We start from the raw sequence: 24063 nt of genomic DNA on the forward strand, positions 1-24063 counted from the left end.
CGAAAGCCGGGGCGGGTCCAACCTGTCCCGGCTTCTTCGTGTCTCAGGACACCGGTTGCGGCTGGAAGGTATTGCGGAAGGTGAACGCCTCGGGCGCAGGGCCGTTCTCGCGCAAGCGATTCCAGCGCTCCATACCCTCCTCGACGGTGGGGATGTGCCCGGCGGGCACCCACCACAGCACCGCGTTCGGCCCGCTGCCCGGCAGGAACCATTCGCGGCGCCGGCGCAGGAAATCCATGTGGCCGCTGCGGTACACGTAGTCGAACAGCGCTTCGCGCGACTCCCACACGCTCAGGGTCACCACCAGATCGGCATGCGCCGGATCGGGGCGGATCGACATGGCATTGTTCGCTTCGCCGTCGGTGAGCCGCCAGACGAAACCGGGGGAGCGGTCGGCCAGGCCGTTCATCTCGTCGAGCGCGTCGAAGAACTCGGCGACGCGCGGATCGCCTTCCGGTGCGATCAGGCGGGCGACATTGAGCTGTGCGAGGTGCATGTCAGGACTATAACTAATTATCGTTGTTTTTAGAAAAGCTGACGCAACAACGCCCCGGGGCGGCATCCATGTGCGCCTGCCAGCCCGCCTCGGCCGCCGGACCGGTCAGCAGGGCGAGGTTCATGCCGCACACCAGCGGCGGGAAGTCCTCGGCCAGGCGATGAAAAGGGCAGTTGCGCAGGCGGATCACCGCGCCGTCGGCATACGGTTCGTAGCCGCGCTCGCGCAGCACCTCGAGGAGATCGCGGCCCGCGAGCGACGGGCTCTGCGCGGCAGCGGCTTTCGCGATCGCCGCGTCCATGCCCGCGTGCTCGACGGCCTCGGCGAGGACCGACGCCACGGTGGCGTAATCCCGGGCGGGGAGGGTGACGGCGAATTCCGCGGCGGCGCGCCGATAGAACTTGGCGGGTCGCCCGGCCCCCGGCCCGGTCTTGCCCTCCGGTCGCCGGAAGACCGCGTCGAGGAGCCCGGCCTCGGCCAATTTGTCCAGATGGAAGGCCGCCAGGGGTCGTTTGATCTCCGCCGCTGCGGCCGCCTCGTCCCGGCTGACCTCGTGATCGGCGGCGGCCACGTAGTCGTAGAGACGCCGGCGGATCGGATCCTGCAGCAGCGCGACGGCTTCGATGCTCACCGCCTATTTCTACCTGCGTAGGAAGCGCCCGCACGAAACGGATACAGTTCTGGAACGGGTTTCAGTTCGACCGCGCGGCCGCGCAGGTTAAGGTGATCAACATGAATGCGTGGGTATTGCGCGCCGTAGCTCTGGGGGCGCTGACCATTGTGCTGCGAACCGTGCTCGGTTTCGCCATGGTGTACTGGCCGACCTCAGGTTCCTGGATGCGGATGCTGGGCCTGATCGTGCTGGTCGGGGCCGTGCTCGCCTGGGGCGTGCTGGACGGCCGCGCCGATCGGCGAGCCAATCCGGATCCGGAGCGCGGCGCCGATCTGACCATGCGCTGGCTCAAGGCCGCCGTGGCCGGCGGGCTGGGCGCCGGGCTGGTGGCGTGGCTGCTGGACTTCGTGCCCAAGTTCGATCTCGGCGATCAGGGGCTGTTGTTCGAGCTCACCTCGTCGGCGTCGTTCATCATCCTGCTGATCTTCGTGCCCGCCATGATCGGCGTGGCGCTGGGTCGTTTCCTGGTCGGCCGCGAGAGCAAGAACGCGCCCGGGAAGCCGGACGCCGAGGTCAGCCTGAACAAGGAACCGGCCGGAGTCTGAGCCGCCCTCGAACGGCGAAGCGCCCGTGACCGGTTCGGTCACGGGCGCTTCCTTTGTCATGTGTCAGAGCAGGATTCCGGTGCCGCCCGGGCTCTGCTCGCGCGCGATGGTCGAATAGGCGGCGGCCAGCAGCGACGGATCCGGGCCTTCGAGCCGGCCGGGCTTGGCCAGGCCGTCCAGCACCACGAACCGCACCACGCCGGAGCGGGTCTTCTTGTCGGTCTGCATGGATTCCAGCAGCTGCGGCAGTGCGTCGGCATCGTAAGTGGTGGGCAGCCCGATGCTTTCGAGCACGGTCCGGTGCCGTTCGGCGGTGGCGTCGTCGAGGCGTCCGGCGAGCCGGCCGAGTTCGGCCGCGAACACCAGGCCGACCGATACGGCCGCACCGTGCCGCCACCGGTACCGCTCCCGCCGTTCGATGGCATGGCCGAGGGTGTGCCCGTAGTTCAGGATCTCCCGCAGATCCGATTCCTTCAGATCCGCCGCCACCACATCGGCCTTGACCTGGATGGCCCGCCGGATCAACTCCGGCAGCACCTCTCCTGCCGGGTCCAGGGCGGCCTGCGGATCCTGCTCCACCAGGTCCAGGATCACCGGATCGGCGATGAATCCCGCCTTGATGATCTCGGCCATCCCCGCCACGATCTCGTTGCGCGGCACCGTCTCGAGGGTCGCCAGGTCCACCATCACCGCGGCCGGCTCATGGAAGCAGCCGACCAGGTTCTTCCCCGCCTCGGTATTGATCCCGGTCTTCCCGCCGACGGCGGCATCCACCATGGCCAGCAGCGTGGTCGGCACATGAATGATGCTCACCCCGCGCATCCAGGTGGCCGCGACGAACCCGGCCAGGTCGGTGGCCGCGCCACCACCGAGGCTGATGATCACATCCTTCCGGGTGAGCCCGATCCGCCCGAGCACCTCCCAGCAGAACCCCGCGACCTGCAGATCCTTACCGGCCTCCGCATCCGGAATCTCCACCCGATGCGCATCGATCCCCTGCTCGACCAGCGCCTTCCGCACCACCTCGGCGGTCTCCGCCAACGGCGGCTGATAAAAAATCGCCACCGTCCGCACCCCGGACCGCCCGGTCACCTCACCGACCAGATCCCCCAGCAGCCCGCGCCCGATGATCACCGGATACGGATCGGCCGTCCGAACCTCGATACGAGTCGGCTCACTCATCAGCTCTCCTCCAAGGATGGTCCCGCACCCGAGCGGGACAGTCGAACACGTTGTATGCCAGCGAATTCCGGACCACCACCGGGCCTGGAACCATCACGCGGCCGGTCGTCGTCTCGCTTCAAACGCCCGATCGGATCACCGAACGCGGCTCGATCCGAGTGATCAGCCGGCGCGGTCTCGTGACGAGCCGGCCGGTCGGCCCCGAAGCGTCGCACGTTCGTGGGCATCGCCGGATCGACATGGCTACCGTCGCTGCGGCGTCGGGACCGGATGCACACCGCCGCCCTGGCGGCAGCTCCGACCGGATCACCCGGCTCGCGGGCGGCGATCATGCTGGACCTTCGCCAGGGCCGGGGCCGGGGCCGGGTGCGGCTACGGGCGCCTCCGGGAGTTCAGTGCCTTCGGGCTGTTGACGGGCGCGGGCGCGGGCGCGGCGGGCGCGGGCCCGGCGGGATCGGCCTGCGCCGGGGGCGGCTGCAGCGCCAGGGCCGGAATGGGCTTGGGCGGCATCGGAATCGCGGCCGCCGGAATCGCGAGTGCCGGCCGGGGTGTTGGTGCCGGGATTCGTGGCGGAGGGGTGTTCGGGAGTCTTCGCGGCGCTTTCGCCGGCTGCTCGGATGTCGGCGGGGGCTCCGGCGGCGCGGGCGGCGCGGCGGCGGCGAGCCGAGCGGCCGCCGCCGGTCGAGCGTGCTCGGTCGCCCGTGTCACCGGTCGGCGCGGTACCGCCGGACGGCGTGGCGGTCGGCGACGCATCGGACGGTGTGGCGGCGGGCGAGGTATCGGAACGTACTGTCGCCGAGCCGAAGTCGGTACCGGTTGCCGGCTTCGTTGTGCCCGAGTCCGATCCGGTGGTGCCGAGGCCCGTGGTCACTGCGGGCGCGTCGGAATTCCGGCGGCCGCGACGGCGGGAGCGGCGGCTGCGGCGGGAGCGCTTGGCTCCGTCGGCGGCGGGGATCTCGGCGTTGTCGTCGGTGGCTTCGGCGGCGGAGTCCGGATTCGATACCGCCGCGGTCGAATTCGCGGGGGCGGGCTGGTCGCCGCGGCCACGTCCGCGGCGGCGCCGGCGGCGGGAGCGGGAACCGGCGGAGCCGTTGGGGATGGGGGCGGGTTCGGTGGCTGGGTCGTCCAGGCGGACGGTGGGTTCGACGCCGAGTTTGGCCAGGATCATGCGGACCACGCGGCCGGGGCTGCGGCCGTCGGTGCGGACCCGGATCGACGCCACCTCGCGGTAGAGCGGGCGGCGGATCTTCATGAGTTCGCGGTACTTCCTCGCCGGGTCGTCGCCATTGAGCAGGGGGCGGTTGGTGCTGGCACCGGTGCGGCGAAGTCCTTCGCCCACACTGATTTCCAGGTAGATGACGGTGCGCCCGCGCAGCACTTCGCGGGTGGCGGCGGACAGCACGGAACCGCCGCCGAGCGAGATGACGCCCTGACGGTTCAGCACCGCCGCGCGCACGACTTCTTCCTCGATCCGGCGGAACTCCGGTTCCCCGTCCTCGGCGAAGATCTCGGGGATGGTGCGCCCGGTCTCCTCTTCGATACCCGCGTCGGTGTCATAAAGGTCGAGCCCGAGTTCCCGCGCGAGCTTGCGCCCGATGGTGGACTTGCCCGCACCGGGCGGGCCGACCAGCACCACGCTCGACGGCAGTCCTTCACGAGGCACGTGACCCGCGCCGGACGCCTCGTCCTGAGTGCGCGCGGAGTCGGCTGTCGCGGGATCGGTAGCGCCCACCGCGCTCTCGGCGTCCCTCGATAGCGCGGCGTCGTCGGATTGACCCGATTCGGCGTCGGTGGCCGGGGCCGGCTGCGCGGTCTCGGCGCGCTGATCGGTTCCGGGCGAACGCCGTTCGGCGTCGCCCGGATTCGGGTCGTTCTCGGGACTCACCGTGACGCGGTGCCCGACGGAACGTGCGGGCGCGCGTTGATTCGCTTCAGGTAGGCGTTGATGTTGTCGACGGTCTCGGGCAGCGAATCGCCGCCGAACTTCTCCAGCACCGCCTGCGCCACGACCAGCGCCACCATGGCCTCGGCGACCACACCGGCGGCCGGCACCGCGCACACATCGGAACGCTGGTGAATGGCGACGGCCTCGTCACCGGTGGACATGTCGACGGTGGCCAGCGCGCGCGGCACCGTCGAGATCGGCTTCATGGCCGCGCGCACGCGCAGCGCCTCGCCATTGGTCATGCCGCCTTCCAGCCCGCCCGCGCGGTTGGTGGAACGCAGCACGCCGTCCGGACCCGGCTTCATCTCGTCGTGCGCCTGGCTGCCGCGGCGGCGCGCGGTCTCGAACCCGTCGCCCACCTCGACGCCCTTGATGGCCTGAATGCCCATGAGCGCCGCCGCGAGCCGCGAATCCAGCCGTGCCTCACCGGAAGTGAACGAACCCAGCCCGATCGGCAGGCCCTCGATCACGACCTCGACCACGCCGCCGAGGGTGTCGCCGTCCTTCTTGGCCGCCTCGATCTCGGCGATCATGGCCGCTTCGCCGTCCTTGTCGAAACAGCGCACCGGCGACTCGTCGATGGCGGCCAGATCGCCCGCGCTCGGCACCACGCCGGAGGTGTTGGCGGCCGTGCCGATCGACACCACATGCGAGATGACCTCGGCGCCCAGCGCCTGCTTCAGGAAGTTCTTGGCGACGGTGCCCGCCGCGACCCGCGCCGCGGTCTCGCGCGCACTGGCCCGCTCGAGCACATTGCGCGCATCGTCGAAGCCGTACTTGAGCATGCCCGAGTAATCGGCATGGCCGGGGCGCGGCCGCGTCAGCGGAGCGTTGCGCGCCAGATCCGCCAGTTCGGCCTCGTCGACCGGATCGGCCGACATGACCTGAGTCCACTTGGGCCACTCGGAGTTCGCCACCTCGATGGCGACCGGTCCGCCCATGGTGCGCCCGTGCCGCACGCCACCCACCAGGGTGACCACATCGGCCTCGAACTTCATCCGGGCGCCACGCCCGTATCCGAGCCGGCGGCGCGCCAGCTGCTCGGCGACATCGGCAGAGGTCACCTCGACACCGGCCACCATCCCCTCGAGGATGGTGACGAGAGCAGGGCCATGGGATTCACCGGCAGTTATCCAACGCAACACGGGTTACATCTTTCCATGTAGATGAGGCCACTCGGACACGTGGTCCGGCGCATGCGGCTGTCACGGCGCCAGCGCCAGCGCCAGCAGACTCGCCACACACATCCCCGGACCGTGCGGAAGGGTACCCCCGCGGTGCCCGCCGGCACCGGAACCGGGAGGTCGCGACGTGCTCGGGACCCCCGAATTCGTCTCCGCACCCGCACATACGCGCACTCCGCCACCCGGGTTCACTCCCGCGTCCCTGGCCGACCCCGTCCGCGTCACCGAAATCACGTCCTGCAACCACCCGGCACGGTGCGTGTCCCGTGATAGCGAGGAATTATCGGAGGCCCGCACACACCGCACCACCAGCACGACCACACCCCCGATCGCGGTGAGCGCCGGAGCCCCGAGCGCCGCCCGCACCCAGCACTGCGCGCCGCCGAGCGCCGTCACCGCACCGAGCCCCATCGCGAGCTTGACGTCCCCCGCCCCGAGCGCACCCGGCGCGGCCAGATGCACCACCAAATAGGGCAAGGCCAGTAGGAGCGCGCCTACGAGCGCGACGCCGAGTCGCCCGGACCCCGTCGCGTACGCCAGCACGACCACGGCGCCAGGAATGGTGAGCGCGTTGGGAAGTCGCCGTTCACACAGGTCGGCACGGATCAGCACCACACACCACACGATGGCCGCCACGCTGGGTCCGAGCGTTGTCAACATGCTGCCAACCGCCGGGGAGAGCTGGCCGAGCAGGGTGGCGGAGTCGCCGACGGCTGTGGCTGGGTTGCCCAGCGTGGTGGTGAGGCTGGAGAGTTCCGCGGCCGGGCCGAGTGCGGCGCGGAGATCAGGGGTGGAGGTGGCCGGGGGCATGCCATTCACGGTGTCGTAGTTCGGCATTCGACATGCCGGTCGCAATCGATTTGTGGATAGCCGCATCGGTTGTGGACAACCACTGTTCCGGCGGGCGCGTCGGCATGCTCGGTGTCGGTGTTGTGGCGTGTCGGCGGTAGCTTTGACGCATGGCTGATCACGAGTCGGTGCCCCCGCGTCCGGACTACGCGCTGCGGCGGGCCGCGTTGCGGAACCTGCTGGTGGAGAACCGGGTCGATGCGCTGCTGGTCACGGACCTGATCAATATCCGGTACCTGACCGGTTTCACCGGGTCCAATGCCGCGCTGCTGGTGTACGCCTGGGACTCCAGCGAGGACCGCACCATCATCTGCACCGACGGCCGCTACATCACCCAGGTCGGCGAGCAGGTCCCCGACCTGCGCGCCGAGATCAACCGCGCCAGCGCCCGCCGGGTGATGGAGATCGCCGGCGAATGGCAGACCGGCCGCGTCGGCTTCGAGAGCCATATCGTCACCGTCGAACAGCATCAGGGCTTGCGGGCCCTGGGCACCGGCCTGGACCTGGTCCCGATCTCCGGCCTGGTCGAACAGCTGCGCATGGTCAAGGACGCCTACGAGGTCGGCCGCCTGGCCGCCGCCTGCGCTGCCGCCGACGCCGCCCTGGCCACCCTGCTGGAACGCGGCGGCATCCGCCCCGGCCGCACCGAACGCCAGGTGGCCCGGGAGCTGGAATGGCTCATGTTCGAGCACGGCGCGGACGCCGTCTCCTTCGAGACCATCGTGGCCGCCGGCCCGAATTCGGCTGTCCCGCATCACCGCCCGACCGGCGCGGTGCTCGCCCAGGGCGATTTCGTGAAGCTGGACTTCGGCGCCACCGTCGACGGCTACCACTCCGATATGACCCGCACCTATGTGCTCGGCGAGCCCTCGGACTGGCAGCGCGAGGTATACGACCTGGTCTACGCGGCGCAGCGGGCCGGGCGCGAAGCGCTGGCCCCCGGCGTATCGACCAGGGCGGTGGACGCCGCGTCCCGCTCGGTCATCGAGGCCGCGGGCCACGGCGAGTTGTTCGTGCACGGTCTGGGACATGGCGTCGGCCTGCAGATCCACGAAGCGCCCGGAATCGCCAAAACCGGCACGGGTACACTGCTGGATGGCGTGGCGGTGACCGTCGAGCCAGGTGTGTATTTCCCCGGCCGCGGCGGAGTCCGGATCGAGGATACGCTCGTGGTTCGCAAGGGGGGCCCGGAACTGCTCACCCGCACCAGCAAAGACCTGACCGTCGTCGACTGACGCGCGGTCGACCGACTAGAGGAGATCCGAGGACAGTGGCGGACACCAGCGACTTCAAGAACGGCCTCGTGCTGAAGATCGACAATCAGCTCCAGCAGATCGTCGAGTTCCAGCACGTGAAGCCGGGTAAGGGTCCCGCCTTTGTGCGCACCAAGCTGAAGAACGTGGTCTCGGGCAAGGTGGTCGACAAGACCTTCAACGCCGGCGTCAAGGTGGAGACCGCGACCGTCGACCGCCGGGACATGACGTACCTCTACCACGACGGTGAGGACTTCATCTTCATGGACGGCGACACCTACGACCAGGTGCACCTGAGCGAGCAGCTGCTCGGCCGTAATGCCGGCTTCCTGCTGGAGAACATGGGCGTGCAGATCGCCATGCACGAGGGCGAGGCGCTGTTCGTCGAGCTCCCGGTCGCCATCGACGTCATCGTCACCCACACCGAGCCGGGCCTGCAGGGCGACCGCTCCTCGGCCGGCACCAAGCCCGCCACCGTGGAGACCGGCGCCGAGGTTCAGGTGCCGCTGTTCATCAACCAGGGTGACAAGCTGCGCATCGACACCCGCGACGGCTCCTACATCAGCCGCGTCAACTCCTGACGCGCGGATAATGGTGACCGTGGCAGACCAGCCAGTGGACAAGAAGTCGAGTTTCAAGAAACTCGGTGCGCGGCACAAGGCGCGTCGCCGGGCCGTGGACCTGCTCTTCGAGGCCGAGGCCCGCGATATCGACCCCGCGGACCTGCTCTCCGAACGCGTCGCGCTGGCCGTGAACGACGATTCGGTGGCCCCGGTCAACCCCTACACCCGGGTCCTGGTCGAAGGCGTGGCCGACGATCTGGACCGGGTGGACGCCACCATCGAGGGATACCTGCAGGATTGGGCCCTGTCCCGGCTGCCCGCCGTGGACCGCGCCATTCTGCGGGTGGCGGTGTGGGAGTTGTTCCACGCCGGTGACGTCCCGCCCGTGGTGGCCGTCGACGAGGCGGTGGAGCTCGCCAAGGAGCTGTCCACCGACGATTCGCCGTCGTTCATCAACGGTGTGCTGGGTCAGGTCGTGCAGGTGGCGCCGCAGGTGCGCGCCGCCGCCGCGGCCACCCGCGCCACGCCGTCTGCGGACGACAAGTAAGAAGGAGCAGCGCAGGGTGCGCAAGTACCTGGTAATGGCCATGCGCACCCCGCGCTTCGACTCCGCCGTCGTCACTCCGCACAAGGAGTGGCTGGAGCAGGTCCGTTCGCGCGGACAGCTGGTGGAGACCGGCAAATTCACCGACGGCACCGGCGGGGCGTATGTGATCACCGCCGAATCCCTCGATGCCGCACGCGAACTCGTGCACACCGACCCGATCCACACCACGGGCGCGTCGGAACTCACCGTCTACGAGTGGGAAATCACCGGCTGACAGCCGCCGCGAGCGGGTGACGCCGCAGGTCGGCAACGGCCCTGACGCAGAGATGCCCGACTGCCGGGCGGAATGTCGTTCTTCGCCGGTTATCGAGTCCCGGCTTCCAATTCCGCCAGGCGATGCGCGATTCCGGCGCGTCCGGTGAGGCCCAGCTTGCGCAGAATCCGGCCGAGGTGGTCCTCGACCGTGCGCGGGCTCAAGAAGAGCCGCCCCGCGATGTCCTTGTTGCTGAAGCCGCGCGCGGCGAGTTCGGCGACTTCGCGTTCCCGTTCGGTGAGCGCCGCGTCCCCGCTGACCGAGCGGCGTCCCGCCAGACGGCGTTGCGCGGCAGTCGCTTCCGCCAGCAACTCGTGCGCACCCGCCGCGACCAGTTCGGCCCGGGCGGCCGCGATCCGGGCGGTGGCCAGGCCGAAATCTCCCTGCTGCCCGGACAATTGCGCGGCCAGAAGTAGCGCCTGCGCGCGCTGCACCGGCATTTCCGCCACCCCGTAGCCGTCGATGGCCGTGCGCGCCGCCGCCAACGCGAGGTCGAAATCGCCTCGCGCCGACGCGTATTCGGCCCGCGCGTGGGCGGCGGCGGCCAGCTGTGCGGGCAGCCCCGAGCCACGCGCCGCGTCTTCTGCCCGCTCCACCAGCCCGCTCGCCTCCTCGGTCCGGCCCTGCGCGATCGCCTCCCGCGCCCGCACCGCCAGCTCGGTGGGCCGCATCGGATGCTGGGTATCTGGCTGCGCCCCAATCGGATTCGGCGCCTCGCATCCGGTCTTGTCGGCATACTCGTCGAGCGCGGCCTCGACCACCCCGCGCCACCACCGCATGACCGGTCGCGGCATGGCATCGATCGCCCGCCACCGCTCCAGCAGCGCCTCCCGCGGCGCGGTATGCGCCAGCACCCGCAGCTCCAGTGCTCCCGCCAGCGGCGGAATATCGTGATACCCGAACAGTTCGGCCGTCTCGGCGGCGTCCTCGGCCGCAGCCAGCGCCTCCGCGAACCGTCCCAGCTTGGCCAGCGAATAAGCCTGCACGGTAAGCAATTCCGGCAGAATGAAATTGCACCCCCGCCGCCGGCTCACCTGAACAGCTCGCTCGATATGCGCCAGCCCGGTCCGCTGATCATCGAGAAAGTAGCTCATCCACCCCAGCGCCGCCGCCGCATGCACCGCATCGAGCAACTCCGTCTCCGACAGCCGCCCGAATTCCCGCTCCGCCACCTGATATTCGGCCTGCGCCGCCGCCATGTCCCCGCCGGTGAGCAGTCCCATGCTCCGCAAAGTCGTAGCCGCCGCCCGAATCGCCGGATCCCGCACCGCCCCCGACTCGAACAGCGCCGCCACTCGGGCAGCGCCCTCGGCCTCCCGATTGTCCTGCATCTCCAGAATCGCCAACTCCAGATGCACCCCCGCACTGTGCGCCCCGAATGCCCCCGTCGTAGCGACCGCCGAATCGTCTTCGGCGCCGCGGAGTTCGGAGGATCCGTCCGGTCGACCGGTCTTATCGCACGTGGGCACGTTGAGAGGCGCGGCCACGGCGGCGAGCAGAGCGCGTGCTCGGTCCGCGCGGCCGAGGACCCGTTCGCAACGTGCTTGCAGCAGTATCGCTTCGAGCTGGTTCGGACCCGCCCGGGTTGCGAGGGCTTCGAGGATTTCGCGTGCGTCCGCCGCGGATCCCGACAGCAGCAGCGCGCGCCCGAGGAGTAGTTGCGCCGCGCCGTCGCTGCTCTCGGGCGGGTCGGAGGCGGCGCGGAGGGCTGCCGCGGCCCAGCGGGCGCTGGTGGCGGGGACGGTGGCGAGGGTCTGTTCGGCGGCGTGGAGGAGTTCAGCGGCGGCGTGGAGGAGTTCAGCGGCGGCGAGATCGTCACGGCCGCACAGGGAATGCTCCAGGTGGCGGGCGCGGTCGAGAAGCGGGGCGTCGGCGGTGCGCAGGAAATCGGCGGCGCGGCGGTGGGCTTCGGCGCGGGCGGCGGGGCCGGTGAGGCCGTAGGCGGCGGTGCGGATCAAGGGATGGCGGAAGGTGATCCGGCGATCTCCGAGAGTGAGCCAGCCGCGGCGGACCAGTTCGTCGATGGCGGCGGTCACGGTGTGGCGGTCGGATTCGGCAGTGGCGCAGAGCAATTCGATATCCGAGGTGGGGCCGCAGACGGCGGCAGCCTGGATTGCTCGTCGTTCGGCTTCGGGGAGCTGTGTCAGTTCCGCCCGGATGGTCCGGTCCAGGGCCGCGGGTTCGGCGGCGAGGTCGACCGAATCGGCGTCGTGCGCAAGGGCATCGAGCTCGGCGGGGGAGTGGTCCGCGAGGAGTTGCAGGTAGAGCGGATTTCCGTGCGATGCGATGAGCAATCGCCGACGCCGGACCACGCCCAGCTCGGGAAGCAGCTCGGCCGTATCGGCATCCGACAGCGGCGGTACGACGAGATGGGTGGCCGCGCGCCCACCGGATCGCAACGCGGGACCGAGCGCCGCCGGGAACTGGCCCTCACGGTAGGCCAGTACCAACCGGGCGGACACCGAATCCTGTTGCCGGATGAGCGCCGCCAGCACGCGCAGCGACGCGGCGTCGGCCCAGTGCGCATCATCGACGATCAGAACTGTCGGTTCCGTCTCCAGCCGAGCGCGCACCATCCGCGCGATCGCCCGTGGATCGCCATCCCGCGCGAAAGGGGGTGTCGCGAGCGGCGATTCCCACCTCGACTCCGCCCGCACTCCGGTGGCGCTCGGCCCGGGCGTCTCCCCGCCGGCCGGACCGGCGAAGTGCTCCGGCCGTACGCCGGTGGCGCTCGGCCCGTGCGCTTTCCCGCCGGCTGCACCGGCGAAGTGCTCCGGCCGCACTCCGGTGGCGTCCGGTCGGTGCGCTTTCCCGCCGACTGGACCGTCCAACCGCTCGAGCAAATCCTCGACCAGCCCCAACGGCGCACCCTGCTCGAACTCGGTCGCCGCGACGGTGACGACCCGCCGCGTCGCACACCTGCGCGCGAATTCCGCCAGCAGCCGCGTCTTCCCGATCCCCGCGGGCCCTTCGACGAGCACCACCCCGCCCCCGGACCCGGTGCACGCCGCATCGAGGCTGGTGAGCTGATGGTCGCGGCCGACGAACGCCTCGATCGCGCACTCCTTTCCGTGCGGACGGTCGCTCGGGAGCATATCGGTGCCCCTTTCGCCCGGTATTCGGGGATATCCCGTGGTTTCCCGGATGCTCCCCACGCCCCGGCACGGTTTGGTGGTGAGGCATTTCAGACCGAAGACTGCGAAAGGGAGTTTTGTGACATCGATGCAGGTGAAGGCGGACCGCCCCAGGAAGTTCCGCCGGCTGCTGCCCGTGCTCGCCGCCACGGCGCTCGCCCTGGCCGGCTGCTCGGCCATCGAGAAGGGCACGCAGGCGGTCAAGGACGCGAGCAAGTCCGACACCGGCCGCGCCAAGGTCGGCGACTGCATCAATGTCATCAAGGGCTCGATGTTCGACTCCAAGACCGAACCCGTCGACTGCGGTTCCCCGAAGGCCGTCTACCAGGTGGCGAAGGTCTTCGACAGCAAGGCCGACTGCGCCGCCGACTACACCTCCTACGAGGAGACCCTCAACGGCGGCACCACCGCATTCCTCTGCCTGGCCCCGAACTTCAAGCAGGACAGCTGCTATCACGAGTCCATGCTCACCGGCTACCAGTTCGCCGAATGCGCCTCCAGTGAGGCCAGCTTCCGCGTCCTCACCCGCGTGGACGGTCAGGCCGACGAAAACCTCTGCGGCCCCGACACCGACAGCGTGATCACCCTCGCCGACCGCCCCACCACCTTCTGCCTGGGCAAACCGCAAGCCTGACGCACCGGCCGGACGTCGTCTCGACGGCGTCCGGCCCCGGTGCCTAGGGACGCAGCACGATGGTGCCCAGCGCCGCCCGCTCGTCCAGCCGGCGATGCGCCTCGGCCGCCTGCTCGAGCGGCAGTCGCAGGTCGGACAGCACGGTGAGCCCGCCGGTCGCCGCCCGCTCCAGCACCGCGGCCCGCGCCGCCGCGACCCCCGCGAGCCAGGCCGGTCCGGCGCAGCCCACCAGCGTCAGGCCGCGGCCGATCACATCCATGGCGCTGATCTGCGCGGGCGCCCCCGACAGCCAGCCGTAGCTGAGCATGCGCCCGCGCAGGGGCGTCACGAGATCCAGTAGCGCCGAGGCGGATTCGCCGCCGATCGAATCGAACACCACATCCACGGTCGTGCCCGCCAGAACTTCGGCCAGCCGCTGCGGCCAGTCGGCGGCGCGGTGGTCGATCACCTCGTCGGCCCCCAATTCCCTTGCCCGGTCGCCCTTTTCCTGCCCGCCCGCGGTGGCGATGACCCGCGCGGCCCCGAACTCCTTGGCCAGCTGCACCAGGTATCCGCCGATCCCGGTCGCCCCGGCTTCGACGAGCACGGTTTCGGTGCCGGTCAGCGCGGCGCGTTCGAGCAATGGCAGCGCCACCGAGCCGCTCATGCTCACCGCGGCGGCATCCTCGGGCGAAAGCGCCTGCGGCACCGCGACGATACCGTCCACCGGCACGCACACCAGTTCGGCATACGTCCCGAAGGCGTTGCTGCCCAGCATGACTCGCTGCCCGATCCACGCCGAATCCACACCCGCACCGATTTCGGCCACGATGCCCACCGCCTGGGTGCCGAACACGAATGGCTTGTCCAAGGGAATCGGAAACGCCCCGGATCGCAGCATCGTCTCGGGATACAACACCGGAATCGCCTCGCTGCGAACCAGCACCTCACCGGCTCCCGGCCGCGGCGCGGGCACCTCGCCGGGCACCAGCACATCGGGCCCACCGGTCGCGGTCAATAGGATTGCACGCATAGAAACCTCATAAGTTGACTAACGGTCAAGTTGCGCTCGCCAACATATTGACCGCCGGTCATGTTGTCAATGAAAGTGGTGCCATGGACCGCCCCAAGGAACGCGCCGACGCGGCCCGCAATCGCCAGGCAATCCTGCTGGCAACCCGCGCCCTGCTCGTCGAACACGGCGCCGAGGCGGTAACCATGGACCGCATCGCCGCCGCCGCGGGAGTCGCGAAGGGCACCCTGTTCAGCCGCTTCGGCAGCCGCGCCGGCCTCCTGCACGAACTCATCGCCGAAGGCGCCTTCGGCCTGATGGCCGCCATCGAATCCGGCCCACCCCCACTCGGCCCCGGCGCCCCCGCCGCCGACCGCCTACTCGCCTACTTCGACGCCATGACCCGCCTGATCGCCGACGACGTCGAACTGGTCGCCGCCTATCAGGCCATCCCCCCACACCCCCGCCGCGACGAACTCCACGCCTTCTGGGCCACCCACATCAGCACCCTCCTCCGCGAAGCCCGGCCGGACCTCGACGCGGACACGGTCGGAGCGCTGCTGCTCGCACCCCTGGGCGGTGAACTGGTGCCGCGCATGGTGCGGGCTGGGCGGAGAGAGGAGTTGCTCGCGGGCGTGCGCGAACTGGTGGAATCGGTACTGCGGCAACCGGAATAGCCCGGCGATCAGCGCGAACGGCGGCAGGCCGGTCTGGAATCGGAATGTCCGGACCGCTACGACCGCCGGTGTACGCCTGATCGACCTGGTCAACACCATGGACCCCAAGCTTGTCGCGGCCGCCTTCGGCATGACCGCCGAGGCCACCATGATCTATCTAGCCGAGTTCGTCGATCCGACGAGACTCTCAAGCTGGCCCGATTAAGGAATGTCTGGCGCGGGAGGCTCAGGCGTATCAGCCGGTAGCCAGAGTTGATCGCCAGGTTGAAGATCCCCGCTGCGAATGCCCAGATCAGCTCGCGCGCACGTATAGAAATCATTACGGCACTGGCTCATTGATTGATAGTGCTGCCGGTACTCCTGATGACCTGTGCCGTGCCCCTGTGCCACGTTGCCGAGTTCCCACCCGGCCTTCTGCCACCGCCGCGCCGCAGACACCGCCGCCGGCGACCCCAACAGCACGACCGTCTCCCACTTGACGCTGCGCTCGGTGTCGGCAGCAGCCAACAGGCGCAAGCCTTCGTCAATATCGATCGGCTGGATCGTGGCAGGGTATCCACGTGCGGCCGAAATCCGATGCGCCAAAGCGATATAGGACTTGAGAGCGTTGGCATAGTCGCTGTAGGCCGCGAGCCTCTTGTCATCCCAACGAGTATCTTGGCTCCGCCGCCACTTGGCGCGTTCGGTCAGCGAAGACGCCGTGAACGTCGCAGAAGCCCCGACAAGTACCCCGACCAGGGTCAATAGTTGCTGAGTAGCCGCCCCCACAAGCGAATCGTACGTGGATCTCCCTGAATGTGCCCGCAGCTCAAGAGATCCGACACCCTGTCCGCCATCAACTGAACCCGTGGCGATTCGGCGACGCTAGGCATATCTTCGCGCGAACATGTGCGCTTTGCCGTAGGGCTTGTTGCTGGTCACGATCAAACTCGCCCGCTCATATCGGCTCGAAACGAGCTGGAAGAACAGGTTGGCGGCCTCGGACTCGAACGGGATATAGCCGACCTCATCGACCACCAGGAGCGGAATCCGGCCCAGCTTGATCAGCTCTGCCTGCAGTTTTCCGGCCTGATGGGGACTCGGCCAGCCGCGCCCACCCATTCCGCCGCGGTCGAGAACGCCACCCGATGCCCCGCTTGGCAGGTCCGGATCGACAACCCGATCGACAGATGGGTCTTTCCGGTCCCGCCCGTTATCCGCCGGATATCGAGCGACCGCCTGTATTCGCCCTGATAGCTACGTGATTGCGATTGCAACAGCAAGCGAAACAGGCGGTGCGCCTTCATTCGTTGACCGAGGAGCTAACGCTCCTTCTCCAGTGGCTCGACGTCCAGAGCATCGACCGCGCAGCCTCGACGCAACGCCGGAACGTTGTCAGAGTATTCGAGGTGGAGCGGCAATGGATCACCAAGGGACAGTGCAGTTCTCGGTCGAGTTTGGCCGCCGGCAACGATGTAGGTAGCGGTCGGTGAGCTATATGCTCCGCGCAGTCGCCAGGCCGCGACTGGATGTCCGGAATAGACGGCGACAACGCGATCGCAAGTGGCAGCCTTGGCCGCGGAGATCGGCCATGCCTCGAAAACCCATTTTTCGAGGTCAGTGAGAGAAAATGTCGGGTCGTAGGATTGCTGGACCGACACGAACAGAACGTTCTGAGACATAGGTGTCCCTTTCCGAGCCTTGCGCTCTGGTTGCTGACCGCCTTCTGCGGTCCGCGTCGTGCAGAATAGCACTGGCTGTGCCCATAATGGGCTGTATTTGGTTGCGTAGGACTAGGTTTCATCGGTCCGAAGTCCGCTGCGAGTGATCTGCCGTCGGAGTTGGGACTGCCCCTGACAATGTTGGTGTGTGCTTAGTGCCCGCTCCCGCTGTCAGGCGGCGCAGATGTGACGGCGGTAAACAGGCCATGCTGCACGCGGATTTGTCGTTGCTGCAGGTGGGGCGCGGTCAGCGGCGCTAGGTCGCGACGGTGGTTGCCCAGCCGTCCTGCCACACGGCGCCAACATCTATCTGACCGTTGTGCCGGCGGATCTAGCCTCGCACCGCGCGGGTAACCCGGATCAAAAATTCGAACGAACGCCGGGTCTGTTCGTCGGTCAGCTTCAAGTTGTCGACATCGATATCCATTGTCCCGATCCACCGCCCAACCTGGACACGGAACTGATCATCGGGTGCCAGCCATGCCTTTTCTTCCATGCCAGCCTGCGGCTGAAAACCTGGCTCCTCCGGTTCAATGGTGTCCGCCACCAAGGATCGGGACATAACGAGTTGTGCGATACGGCCACCGCCAGGGCGGGCCTGCACGCACCCGCCCGAGTACCCGATCGGCTTGTCGAGCTCGTCCCGAATGAACTGGTCAGCGTCCAGGGAGAGATCGTTCTTCAGGAACGCAGCGAAGTCAGAGCACAGCTGTTTCTCGCTGTAATGGCTGACTTCGGAATCGCCGCTGCTTGGAGTTTGTGTGACATTACCTCCCCTCAGGAAGCCGCAGCCTCCCAGCAAGACAAGTGTCGGCACCAGCAATGCAGCGAAATGCGACTTCGGTGATTTCATAGTCTCAACCTCAAGCTTGCCACTCCCGTTCGGTGAATCATATGGTTTTATCCACTAATAGGCGAGGCCATTGATTGGTCGAGGAAAATCCCGCTTGGGCTTTTGTTAGATACTCAAGTCGGTTGTTCGCGCCCGAAACGCTCGTCAGCGTGGTGACAATATTTCCTAGCGCATCTGTCATCGTCTTCGCAGCATCAGATATTGCGTTGACATAGGCGTTGATGAAATCCATGCTGAAGAGCTTCCCCCAGAATTCCTTGACCGCGTTTACAAGAGCGACCACTGTTTTCTGAAGTTCCGTGTAATACTTGGAGACATCTTTTGAGATGTCTTCCAATTCCTTGGCAATCTGCTCAGCTACGCCGATCATTGCAATAAACGCGGGATCCTGCTCCTTCATGCGCATTGATTCATATGCTGTTCCCGCGCCCGTCCATGTTGCGCCGAGAGATATTGTTTCGCGCTCGAAAGCCTGGGCGGTGATTACAGCCTCTTTAATCGCTCGCCACTCGGCTGCTTTCTTGAGCAGATCGACCGGCAAATCCATGCCGGGTCTGAACTTGTCGAAAGATACACCAGTGGTGTCCCCAGAAGCGCCGTACAGGACGGTTTTGACGATCGTTTTGCACTCTTGGCGTTTTTTCTCTACCCAGTCGCTATCGCCGGGTGGCTCGTAGCCGAAGACAATGGTGTTCAGCCAGTCGGGTCCGAGATCGATACCGTTACCTGTCAGCGTATCGAATTTGGAATCGATCTCGTCCAATAATCCTGCCATATCGGCTTGACGAGAACGCATATCGGCGATGCAATCTTCAAGATCCGTCACGATCGACTACCGCCCTCCACCGAGAGCATCGGAATTATCCTGTTCCATCTTGTCGTAGATCGATGCGGCGGTCTCAAGCTTCGCGCTAATGCTTCCACACACGGCAACCCCCTCGGATAGTCGATCGAAAACAAACGGCGATAAGCGCTTGTAGTTCGCATAGAACTCGTGGAAGATCCCCACCTTGGAATCGTCCAAATTCACCTTGAGTTGCGCCATCACAGAGGCGGTGAGCAGTCTTTCCCCTGCTGAGGTCCACTTACCGGCAGCGATTCGTAGTTCCTTGGGTACTGCGGCAACAGTTTGCCCGGGTTCCGGCGCCATCTCAGATCACACTGTTCTCTAGTAGGTCTCGGCGATGATAATCGTTCATTTCAGACAGTTCCGCATCGGTGTAGCGTCCCCAATCCCTTCGAGAAGAGAAAACTGGTTGAAGCGCACGGACCTGCCGGGCGCAATCGAGCAGTTCCCCCTCGATTGCGTAAGGGTCGGCACACCCCCACCACTGAGGCCACACGCGTATGGAGTGAATCTGTTCCCGGTTTCCCACCACAGTCATCACAGGCTCGCCACCGTCGATCGAGGGTCCTGAAACCTGATAACTGCCTAGCCCGAACAGACTGCTCTGAAGCTGGCTGTAGCGATCCCAGGTGTCGGCCTCCAGCAACATGACCAATCGTTGTCTAGGGGAAAGGAAGTGACTGTGAGGAAAAGGTGTCGACGGCTCGATGCCAGGCTGCGTACGAAAGGCGATCATGTGCTGAACCATCGCGCTCTTGTATGCCTTCAGCAGTTCACGGCCGACCTCGTGTGCCGCCACGTGGTGCCGCCAATTGGTCGAGAATTGGAACCGAACTGGAAGCAGCCCCCTGTCCAGCTCCATTGCCACCGCCGACGACCCTGGCAGCCCTCTGGATTGTGTTGAGGCGGTCCGCACCGGGATCGTCTGCGGTGGTTGCTTCGATGGTCGGGGTGGCGAGTACACCGGGTCATCGTCGTCGTAGTCAAAATTCCCAAAGTTCGTATGATTGATCACCATTGCGGTGAATGACCCCCTGCGCCGCTTTGGATTTTCAGTTTCGCGGAACCTACCAGTGTCCGATGCCTGGCGCAACTTTGACACACGCAACCAGCGTGCCGAATATGCTCTGCACCAAGATGATTCGGCAACGTCGGCAACCTCGACGGCACTGCTACTACCTGCGAAGATCCCGGGAATTGAGGAATGGGGTCCACTGCAGCGTGGACGCAGATCCAGGGAAGTCGCCGCACAACACGATGCTCCCAGTTCGCGTTCGCCCTGCATATCGGGAACATCAACGAGTATCCGGGATAGGTAGCGGCACCGCCGAAGCGACAAAACCGTCCCTCCAGTCACAATGCCGCAATCGCAGCGCAGGTACGCAAACAGCAGGATTTAAGTACCGGACTAACCTCGGGCGGGCTATCGGACAACGTAGATATCCTCGACCCCATTCCCGCTGGGGGGTGAGCCAGGCTTGTCGCCGTGTGGTGGCGAGTCACGCTTGGGGGCAACATGTTTGGGTTGCGGTGTCGGTGTAGCGTGTCGAGTTGAGGTGAGGACGGGGTGGTCATGGAGATCGAGTTGGCCAAGGCAGTCGCGGCGGTCCGCGACGAGTTGCTGCAGGCAGCCGCAGAGGGCGCCGAGGAAGATCTGCGATTTGTGGTGGGCCCGATCGAGCTGTCGTTCGAGGTGGAGCTGCGCGCGGACGCGAAAGCCAAAACCGGGTTCAAAGCCTGGGTGGTCGCCGGCGATGTCGAAGCTGGTGGCTCACGTGGGCGCAAGCACCGGGTGACGGTGACCTTGGCCCCGAAAAGGCGCGGAGGTGGCGATGTCCTCGTCGGCGGCCAGAACCGCGAGCGCGGCGTCGGCGAAGACGGGCACGTCGGCCGCTGAGCGGGGTAGCGGCGTCGGTCTCCCGGGGAGGGCTTCACGGTGGATGTACAGCGGGTGGTCGGGGTGTCGGGTGCGCTGTCGGGATCTGGATATCTGGTCGGTCCACGGCTGGTCTTGACCTCGGCGCACGTAGTGGGCAGCGATCCGCCGGGGGTGACCGTGTACCGGCCGGGACGGCAAGGCGAGTTCGCGGCCTCGGTGCTCTGGTGCGGCGGTCCCGGCGGGCGCGTCGATGCAGCGCTCGTGTACGTGACTGCCACGGACTGGGCGCAGAGTACGCCGGATCCGGTGCGCTGGGGACGCACGGTCACGTACCAGCCGGGCATCCGATGTGTGACTTGGGGCCTGCCTCAGTTCGCTCGACGGGGCGACGGCGGCGAGGAGTTGGAACAGCCGACCGGCACGCTGAATCCCGGCGACGGATATGTCGGGGACCGGTACGTCGTGAAACTCGACGGATATCCGCCCGACGATGGCACTGATTCGCCGTGGCGCGGGATTTCCGGCGCGGCGGTGTTCTGCGGGGATCTACTCACCGGTGTCGTTGCTGCGGATCCGGAGGTCCGCGGTCATTCGGCGCTGGGCGCCGTCCCTGCCTATCTGCTCCTCAACGATGCGGGGTTCCGGGCCGCTGTCGCCGCGCATGCTGGCGGAAGCGTGGGGCTTGGGTGCGAATCCATCGAGCTGCAGGCGCTGACCGATCGTTCCTCGATCGCCACTCCGATAGCAGTCACACCGTCGAGCCTGCTCGCACCCCACCGCGCGGTCGCGGCCTTCCGAGGTCGCGACCAGCTGCTCACACAGCTACACACCTGGGCGAGCGAGCCTGGCGCGCTTGTATGGGCAATACACGGTCGAGGCGGACAGGGCAAGACTCGTCTGGCACAGCATCTGGGCCACCAGTTGGCCGATCAAGGATGGGCGGTGCTATGGCTAGCTCGCGAAGCCGACGTTGCCGCGCTGAGCATCCTGGCCCGGGTGACAGTGTCGCTGCTGGTCATCGTGGACTACGCCGAAACCCGCGTCGAACAGCTGGCACGACTATTCGAGACGCTCGCTGCCCGCTCAACGACTGCGAGGGTGAAAGTGCTCGTGCTGGCGCGAGCTATGGGCAACTGGTGGCAAGAGACCGCTGCGGGCAGCGACAGGGCGGCCGACGTGGTCGAACTGGCACAGCTCATCAGTTTGCCGCCCCTGGACCCTGCACCGCAGGCGCGGCTCGCCACCTATCACGCTGCACTCCAGGCGTTTACAGACGCGCTCGCGCACCTGCCGGGCCGACATAGCGAGGCCGACTGGAGGTCGATCGCGACGCGCACCGCCGCGCGAGATCACCCCGACTTCGGACCCGATACGACCGTGCTCGCCGTGCAGATGGCGGCGTTGGTTGCCCTGCTGAACGAGGTCTCCCCACTTTCACCGGCCCCAGTACGCAGCCTTGAAGATCGGGTGTTGATCCACGAACGCCGCTATTGGGACGCCAGCGCCGCCGCCCACGGGCTCGCCGCACTCGGATCGATGACATTGCACGACATAGTCGCGGCTACGGTCGTCATGGCACCGACCACGCTCACCGACCTCGGCCGGCTGCTCACCCGGATCCCGCAACTGCACGATCAGCCTGTTCTCGTACGTAGCCGGATCCTGGACTGGCTGGTGGCCCTTTACCCTGGTCACGATGGCGGCGACTTCGGGGGTCTGACACCGGACCGGGTCGCCGAGCAACTGATCGCGCGCGCGATGCTCGACGAAACCCGGCCGTGCGTCGTAGAGATCCTCGCCGGCGACGACAGCCTCACCCCCGCGGAGGCCGAGCGCCTGCTCACTGTCTGCGCCCGCGCGGTCGCCCACCCGAGCGCGACCGCAGCGGCGCCGCGGCTCACCCAGTGGTGCGTCGAACGTCCAGACTTATTGATCTCGGCAGCGATCCGCATTGCGCGCCGGGTCGAGCAGCCTGCGCCGCTGCTGGCCGCGGTAACCGCGTTGGCCGAAGATCCCGCAACCGACATCGCCCTGCTAAGACGCATGAACAAAGGGTTTCCCCACCACAGCAACGTTCTGATCGACGCCGCGCTGGCGGTTGTCACCGCACTCGTGCACCGTTACCGAGATCGGGCAAACACCGGAGCAGCAGAACAGAATCGGCTCGCGCATCTTCTCGGTATACTTTCGATCCGGTTGGCCCAGGCCGGTGAGCGCGACAAAAGTCTGGCGGCGGCCGTCGAATCGGTCGAGCTTTACAGGGAGCTGGCCGCATACCATCCGCATACATATCGCCCCGCAATCGGGGCCGCCATCCACAACCTCGCGGTCCGGCTGGCCGACCTCGGCCACCATGAGCGAGCGCTCCGCGCCGCTGCTGAAGCCACCGACCGCTTCCGGTTCCTCGCAACAACCGATCCCGACCTGTACCTGCCGACGGTCGTCTCGTCCCTAAACAACCTCGCTGTCGACTTGGGGGTACTGGGCCGCGATGAGGAGAGCCTGGAAGCGGCTACCGAATCGGTCGAGCTCGCAAGGCAACTCGTGTCAGACCATCCGGACGGATTTGACTCGGCCCTCGCCATGAGCCTGAACACCCTGGCCATCCGACTCAGCGCGATGGGCCACTGGCAGCAAGGACTGATCGCAGCAGCCGAATCTGTCGACATGTACCGCGGCCTCGCCGCCGAACATCCCGATGTCCATCTCCCCAATCTCGCCGACGCCATCAGCACTCACGCGATATTGCTCCGTGAAGCCGGCCGCCGGGCAGAAGTGTTGGCTGCGGATTCGGAAGCGGCCTCGCTTCGCCGGCAGCTCGTCGCGCGTCATCGGAAACGGTTTCTCGCGGATCTGGCGACCAGTGTGACCAACCTTGCGCTCGAACTGAACGCCACCGGGCGCCGAGTCGAAGGGCATGCTGCAGCCACCGAAGCCGTCGAGCTGTACCGAGAACTGGCCGCGGACCACCCCGGGGTCTTCCGCCTGGATCTGGCCAGGAGCATCAACAACCTCTCGATTGCACACGCCGACGCCGGTCGCGGGCAGGAAGCGCTCGACACGGCGTACGAGGCTGTCGCGATCTATCGCGATCTCACCGCGGCACACCCCGACAGGTTCCTGCCCGAACTCGCCGCAACCGTAGACAACCTCTCCACCCGACTCAGCCAAGTCGGCGATCATCATGACGGGCTTCAGACAGCGCTGGAAGCTGTGCAGATCCGGCGAAGTCTCGTCGCCGGTGATGCCCACAAGCACCGGCCCGACCTGGCGACCAGCCTGAACAATCTCGGCACCCGCTTAACTGAGCTGCGACGCTTCGACGAGGCATTGCAGGCAACGACCGAGGCCGTCGCGCTCTACCGGGATCTCGCAGCCGGACACCCGGACAGACACCTTCCAAACCTCGCGAAGTGCCTGAGCAATCTCGCCGACCGCTACCGCGAGACAGGAAACCACGAGCAGCGCGTTCTCGCACAGAAGGAGGCCACCCACGTGCTGCGCACGCTGGCCACTGCCGATCCAGCGAAATCCACGCCGGAACTCGCGTCCAGTGTCATGCGCCTCGCGGCCGCACTCGGAACTGCCGGACGCTGGGAACAGTGCCTACACGAGGTCACCGAAGCCGTCGGGATCTACCGACAGCTCGACTCAAGCCAACCCCATACCTACCGCCCTAAGCTGGACCTCGCCCAAGAACTGGCGGACTACGCACGCGAGCAGGTCGAACGCCGAAACGACCGCGCCGGTGCCGGTGCCAACAGACGTCTGTAGCGACCCATTCGCGGACTACCCGGC

At 67.0% G+C, this 24063-nt stretch carries 21 protein-coding genes and 2 pseudogenes; 9 read left to right on the forward strand and 14 right to left on the reverse strand.

What is annotated here, in order from left to right; translation table 11 throughout:
• Positions 1-43: 43 nt before the first annotated feature.
• Entirely contained in the window at positions 44-496 is a 453-nt protein-coding gene (locus LTV02_RS06505; RefSeq protein ID WP_233038981.1) for a DUF3291 domain-containing protein, read from the reverse strand.
• A 13-nt stretch (positions 497-509) separates the two neighbouring features.
• Positions 510-1127, reverse strand: a complete 618-nt coding sequence (locus LTV02_RS06510) for a helix-turn-helix transcriptional regulator (RefSeq protein ID WP_233038983.1) — start codon at positions 1125-1127, stop codon at positions 510-512.
• Positions 1128-1228: 101 nt separating this feature from the next.
• Here LTV02_RS06510 and LTV02_RS06515 point away from each other — a divergent pair, with 101 nt between their 5' ends.
• Positions 1229-1714, forward strand: coding sequence for a B-4DMT family transporter (locus LTV02_RS06515; protein ID WP_233038987.1), 486 nt, complete (start codon positions 1229-1231; stop codon positions 1712-1714).
• A gap of 63 nt (positions 1715-1777) precedes the next feature.
• On the opposite strand, the gene aroB is transcribed toward LTV02_RS06515, so the two are convergent.
• The 4 genes and pseudogenes from aroB to LTV02_RS06540 form a co-directional block, all read right to left on the reverse strand.
• The gene (aroB, locus tag LTV02_RS06520) at positions 1778-2896 is read right to left on the reverse strand and encodes a 3-dehydroquinate synthase (protein WP_067713424.1); all 1119 of its coding nucleotides are present in this window, start codon (positions 2894-2896) and stop codon (positions 1778-1780) included.
• 1150 nt (positions 2897-4046) lie between these two features.
• Positions 4047-4544 (reverse strand): annotated as a pseudogene (locus tag LTV02_RS06530) (shikimate kinase); the annotation flags it as partial.
• Positions 4545-4777: 233 nt separating this feature from the next.
• Positions 4778-5986 carry a chorismate synthase gene (gene aroC / locus LTV02_RS06535; RefSeq protein WP_233038988.1) on the reverse strand — a complete coding sequence of 403 codons (1209 nt, stop codon included), beginning with the start codon at positions 5984-5986 and terminating at the stop codon, positions 4778-4780.
• Between the two features lie 60 nt (positions 5987-6046).
• Entirely contained in the window at positions 6047-6835 is a 789-nt protein-coding gene (locus LTV02_RS06540) for an A24 family peptidase (protein ID WP_233038989.1), read from the reverse strand.
• Positions 6836-6984: 149 nt separating this feature from the next.
• Between LTV02_RS06540 and LTV02_RS06545 the strand changes: the two genes are divergently transcribed.
• The 4 genes from LTV02_RS06545 to LTV02_RS06560 are packed head-to-tail and all read left to right on the forward strand — an operon-like array spanning position 6985 to position 9511.
• The gene (locus LTV02_RS06545; protein ID WP_233038990.1) at positions 6985-8109 is read left to right on the forward strand and encodes a M24 family metallopeptidase; all 1125 of its coding nucleotides are present in this window, start codon (positions 6985-6987) and stop codon (positions 8107-8109) included.
• Between the two features lie 35 nt (positions 8110-8144).
• A complete protein-coding gene (gene efp, locus LTV02_RS06550; protein WP_233038992.1) occupies positions 8145-8708 on the forward strand; it encodes an elongation factor P in 564 nt (187 codons plus the stop codon).
• Positions 8709-8727: 19 nt separating this feature from the next.
• Complete coding sequence (gene nusB / locus LTV02_RS06555; RefSeq protein WP_233038994.1) at positions 8728-9237, forward strand: transcription antitermination factor NusB; 510 nt, start codon at positions 8728-8730, stop codon at positions 9235-9237.
• 16 nt (positions 9238-9253) lie between these two features.
• Positions 9254-9511, forward strand: a complete 258-nt coding sequence (locus tag LTV02_RS06560; protein WP_233038997.1) for a YciI family protein — start codon at positions 9254-9256, stop codon at positions 9509-9511.
• A gap of 89 nt (positions 9512-9600) precedes the next feature.
• On the opposite strand, the gene LTV02_RS06565 is transcribed toward LTV02_RS06560, so the two are convergent.
• Complete coding sequence (locus tag LTV02_RS06565; RefSeq protein WP_233038998.1) at positions 9601-12645, reverse strand: helix-turn-helix transcriptional regulator; 3045 nt, start codon at positions 12643-12645, stop codon at positions 9601-9603.
• Between the two features lie 127 nt (positions 12646-12772).
• Here LTV02_RS06565 and LTV02_RS06570 point away from each other — a divergent pair, with 127 nt between their 5' ends.
• A complete protein-coding gene (locus LTV02_RS06570) occupies positions 12773-13318 on the forward strand; it encodes an LppU/SCO3897 family protein (protein WP_233041509.1) in 546 nt (181 codons plus the stop codon).
• A 43-nt stretch (positions 13319-13361) separates the two neighbouring features.
• Here LTV02_RS06570 and LTV02_RS06575 read toward each other — a convergent pair whose 3' ends face one another.
• Positions 13362-14330, reverse strand: a complete 969-nt coding sequence (locus LTV02_RS06575; protein ID WP_233038999.1) for a quinone oxidoreductase family protein — start codon at positions 14328-14330, stop codon at positions 13362-13364.
• A gap of 83 nt (positions 14331-14413) precedes the next feature.
• Between LTV02_RS06575 and LTV02_RS06580 the strand changes: the two genes are divergently transcribed.
• Positions 14414-14986: a TetR/AcrR family transcriptional regulator gene (locus LTV02_RS06580; RefSeq protein ID WP_233039000.1), complete on the forward strand. Its 573-nt coding sequence runs from the start codon at positions 14414-14416 to the stop codon at positions 14984-14986.
• Between the two features lie 201 nt (positions 14987-15187).
• Here the strand turns inward: LTV02_RS06580 and LTV02_RS06585 are convergent, their stop codons facing one another.
• From LTV02_RS06585 to LTV02_RS06610, 6 genes and pseudogenes are all read right to left on the reverse strand, one after another.
• The gene (locus tag LTV02_RS06585) at positions 15188-15754 is read right to left on the reverse strand and encodes a hypothetical protein (protein ID WP_233039001.1); all 567 of its coding nucleotides are present in this window, start codon (positions 15752-15754) and stop codon (positions 15188-15190) included.
• Positions 15755-15880: 126 nt separating this feature from the next.
• Positions 15881-16155, reverse strand: a pseudogene (locus LTV02_RS06590) (ATP-binding protein); the annotation flags it as partial.
• An 862-nt stretch (positions 16156-17017) separates the two neighbouring features.
• Complete coding sequence (locus LTV02_RS06595) at positions 17018-17539, reverse strand: hypothetical protein (protein WP_233039002.1); 522 nt, start codon at positions 17537-17539, stop codon at positions 17018-17020.
• 37 nt (positions 17540-17576) lie between these two features.
• Positions 17577-18365, reverse strand: coding sequence for a hypothetical protein (locus tag LTV02_RS06600; protein WP_233039003.1), 789 nt, complete (start codon positions 18363-18365; stop codon positions 17577-17579).
• A 6-nt stretch (positions 18366-18371) separates the two neighbouring features.
• Complete coding sequence (locus tag LTV02_RS06605) at positions 18372-18689, reverse strand: hypothetical protein (RefSeq protein WP_233039005.1); 318 nt, start codon at positions 18687-18689, stop codon at positions 18372-18374.
• A gap of 1 nt (position 18690) precedes the next feature.
• The gene (locus LTV02_RS06610; protein ID WP_233039006.1) at positions 18691-19404 is read right to left on the reverse strand and encodes a hypothetical protein; all 714 of its coding nucleotides are present in this window, start codon (positions 19402-19404) and stop codon (positions 18691-18693) included.
• Positions 19405-19959: 555 nt separating this feature from the next.
• On the opposite strand from LTV02_RS06610, the gene LTV02_RS06615 reads away from it, so the two are divergent.
• Together LTV02_RS06615 and LTV02_RS06620 are read left to right on the forward strand one after the other, a co-directional pair.
• The gene (locus tag LTV02_RS06615; RefSeq protein ID WP_233039008.1) at positions 19960-20283 is read left to right on the forward strand and encodes a trypco2 family protein; all 324 of its coding nucleotides are present in this window, start codon (positions 19960-19962) and stop codon (positions 20281-20283) included.
• A gap of 39 nt (positions 20284-20322) precedes the next feature.
• On the forward strand, positions 20323-24039 hold the full coding sequence (locus LTV02_RS06620; protein WP_233039009.1) for a tetratricopeptide repeat protein: 3717 nt from the start codon (positions 20323-20325) through the stop codon (positions 24037-24039).
• Positions 24040-24063 lie beyond the last annotated feature (24 nt).

The sequence above is a fragment of the Nocardia yamanashiensis genome, from assembly GCF_021183565.1.
Classification (GTDB): domain Bacteria; phylum Actinomycetota; class Actinomycetes; order Mycobacteriales; family Mycobacteriaceae; genus Nocardia; species Nocardia yamanashiensis.

What these genes read in the sequence shown, in the direction of transcription:
- aroB (WP_067713424.1), bottom strand. Translation starts at nt 2,896, where the DNA reads ATGAGTGAGCCGACTCGTATCGAGGTTCGGACGGCCGATCCGTATCCG.
- LTV02_RS06515 (WP_233038987.1), top strand. Translation starts at nt 1,229, where the DNA reads ATGAATGCGTGGGTATTGCGCGCCGTAGCTCTGGGGGCGCTGACCATT.
- LTV02_RS06565 (WP_233038998.1), bottom strand. Translation starts at nt 12,645, where the DNA reads ATGCTCCCGAGCGACCGTCCGCACGGAAAGGAGTGCGCGATCGAGGCG.
- LTV02_RS06505 (WP_233038981.1), bottom strand. Translation starts at nt 496, where the DNA reads ATGCACCTCGCACAGCTCAATGTCGCCCGCCTGATCGCACCGGAAGGC.
- LTV02_RS06575 (WP_233038999.1), bottom strand. Translation starts at nt 14,330, where the DNA reads ATGCGTGCAATCCTATTGACCGCGACCGGTGGGCCCGATGTGCTGGTG.
- LTV02_RS06605 (WP_233039005.1), bottom strand. Translation starts at nt 18,689, where the DNA reads ATGGCGCCGGAACCCGGGCAAACTGTTGCCGCAGTACCCAAGGAACTA.
- LTV02_RS06610 (WP_233039006.1), bottom strand. Translation starts at nt 19,404, where the DNA reads ATGGTGATCAATCATACGAACTTTGGGAATTTTGACTACGACGACGAT.
- LTV02_RS06615 (WP_233039008.1), top strand. Translation starts at nt 19,960, where the DNA reads ATGGAGATCGAGTTGGCCAAGGCAGTCGCGGCGGTCCGCGACGAGTTG.
- LTV02_RS06580 (WP_233039000.1), top strand. Translation starts at nt 14,414, where the DNA reads ATGGACCGCCCCAAGGAACGCGCCGACGCGGCCCGCAATCGCCAGGCA.
- LTV02_RS06570 (WP_233041509.1), top strand. Translation starts at nt 12,773, where the DNA reads ATGCAGGTGAAGGCGGACCGCCCCAGGAAGTTCCGCCGGCTGCTGCCC.
- LTV02_RS06595 (WP_233039002.1), bottom strand. Translation starts at nt 17,539, where the DNA reads ATGAAATCACCGAAGTCGCATTTCGCTGCATTGCTGGTGCCGACACTT.
- LTV02_RS06545 (WP_233038990.1), top strand. Translation starts at nt 6,985, where the DNA reads ATGGCTGATCACGAGTCGGTGCCCCCGCGTCCGGACTACGCGCTGCGG.
- LTV02_RS06540 (WP_233038989.1), bottom strand. Translation starts at nt 6,835, where the DNA reads ATGCCCCCGGCCACCTCCACCCCTGATCTCCGCGCCGCACTCGGCCCG.